At 38.4% G+C, this 1,726-nt stretch carries 3 protein-coding genes; all 3 read right to left on the minus strand.

Going from position 1 to position 1,726, the window contains the following annotated elements:
• Window positions 1-144 precede the first annotated feature (144 nt).
• Complete coding sequence (locus tag CCU_RS11345; RefSeq protein WP_015534763.1) at window positions 145-519, minus strand: SMI1/KNR4 family protein; 375 nt, start codon at window positions 517-519, stop codon at window positions 145-147.
• A 174-nt stretch (window positions 520-693) separates the two neighbouring features.
• Window positions 694-1,056 carry a DUF6017 domain-containing protein gene (locus CCU_RS14185; protein ID WP_243003514.1) on the minus strand — a complete coding sequence of 121 codons (363 nt, stop codon included), beginning with the start codon at window positions 1,054-1,056 and terminating at the stop codon, window positions 694-696.
• 4 nt (window positions 1,057-1,060) lie between these two features.
• The gene (locus CCU_RS14190; protein ID WP_015534764.1) at window positions 1,061-1,696 is read right to left on the minus strand and encodes a hypothetical protein; all 636 of its coding nucleotides are present in this window, start codon (window positions 1,694-1,696) and stop codon (window positions 1,061-1,063) included.
• Window positions 1,697-1,726 lie beyond the last annotated feature (30 nt).

The following is a 1,726-nucleotide window of genomic DNA, read 5'->3' on the forward strand; positions in this document are numbered from 1 at the left end:
CAGTGTCAGGACTATCTTCAAACGGAAATTTTCTATTATCCGCTTTCTTTTCAACTCTTTTAAATTTATCAAGTAATCCCATAATTAATCCTCTCTACAACTTCAAAGCTTATGATCTGTTCGTCATATAACCAACAACAGAATCTACTCCCATAGTGCATTAATTTTATCTGGAAGTAATTCTATCTCCGTTCCAAGCAAAGCAACATCATCTTCATCTATTGGCACTGGTACATTAAAGTAGTTTCCCTTATTATCAATTCCATAAAGTTCACCACCACCATTTGAGCCAATAATAATGTGACCCGGCAAAATTTCTTCAATTTCATAATCATCATTTATTTCTTGCAATTCTTCCAACGGATATAATATAAGCCAGGTTTCACCAATATCGCCTTCACCACCATTATGTTTTTTCATCAATTCTATGTAATCGTTTGGCAATACCACGTCATTTATTTTCTCTATAATTTCTCCAAAATAAGGCGAATTAAATTCAAACATTCCCCATTTTTCCATATTATTCACCTCGTCGCTAAATTCCGATTTGTAAAACTGTTGCATTGATTATATCAAAGAATCATGCTTGCAGCAATCTCCTTAAAACGAGAGGCAGGTGTGCCTCCTGCCCCTCAAAAGGAAGGGAAGGTGAAAAATATATAGTCAACTGCTGTTTCCAGCAGCTATGAATCGTTACTTACCATAGAAGTCATGGTTTACTTCTGCTTTATAGTAATTACTACATGTTACAGGAGCATTATACAGTGTCGTGAGCATATAGCTTCGTATGTTGCGTACCTTTGTAGTATTATTCCGCAGGCATTCCAGCACATACTCCATCGTATGAAAATCTATCTTCTCCAATCTGCTCCGAACAACATCATATGGGAAATCATATTTATTGATACGGATTACTGGCTGTTTAACCGCTATGGTCTCAACCATCAGCTCCACCAATTCGTTTATGTCCATCTTCTCTGTAGGATGGCACTGAAGCAATACGTCATAATCAATATTGTCTTTGATAAATGAGCGCACTTCATCCATCCTATCCATCGCATCAGTTTTCACGCCTGTGCCTGATGGAATGATAGGATAGGTAATCTCCTCTGTATTTTCTGTAGTATTCTTTGTATTTGTCCCACAAAGTTTTGTAGGAGGTGGTACAAAATTTTGTAACAGGCTTATTTGCTTGGTATTCAGCCTGTTTTTGTATTTCTTCCCCTGTGTTTTCTACATCTTCGTCATCTCCTGGTATGTTCAGATATGTACATGTGTAAAGTCTATCAACGCATAGATCAATATACATGACATTATTTAAAACCATTCCGCTATTTGTTTCTATGTTACGGAATTCACGACGGATCACACCTATTTCCTCTAGTCTGTCAAACGCTGCCTTCACACTTCTCCGTGATTCTCCAAACTGCTCGGCAAAATCATTGTAGGTTTTCTGGAGCAAATCCTCTCGAAATTTTCTTCTGTAACCGATTGTCATGCCGCTATGCTCGTCCCGTACTTCCACGGGACGATACCAATACACGATTTCCGACAACACACAGATAGCGAGAAGGTATGGCTTGCCATTTTCACGTAAAATCGTTTTATACCAATTCACCGGCGTAACATTTCCACTGATGTTCATTTCTGCCAGCGCATCCACCGACGCATTACCAGTATTTACGATGTTTGTCATGCCTTCTCACCTCTTTTCTTCCATTCATCC

Origin of the sequence: Coprococcus sp. ART55/1, assembly GCF_000210595.1 — a bacterium.
Taxonomy (GTDB): domain Bacteria; phylum Bacillota; class Clostridia; order Lachnospirales; family Lachnospiraceae; genus Coprococcus; species Coprococcus aceti.

Excerpts from the sequence above, each read along its gene's own strand:
- CCU_RS11345 (WP_015534763.1), bottom strand. The coding sequence starts at position 519 with ATGGAAAAATGGGGAATGTTTGAATTTAATTCGCCTTATTTTGGAGAA.
- CCU_RS14185 (WP_243003514.1), bottom strand. The coding sequence starts at position 1,056 with ATGGATAGGATGGATGAAGTGCGCTCATTTATCAAAGACAATATTGAT.
- CCU_RS14190 (WP_015534764.1), bottom strand. The coding sequence starts at position 1,696 with ATGACAAACATCGTAAATACTGGTAATGCGTCGGTGGATGCGCTGGCA.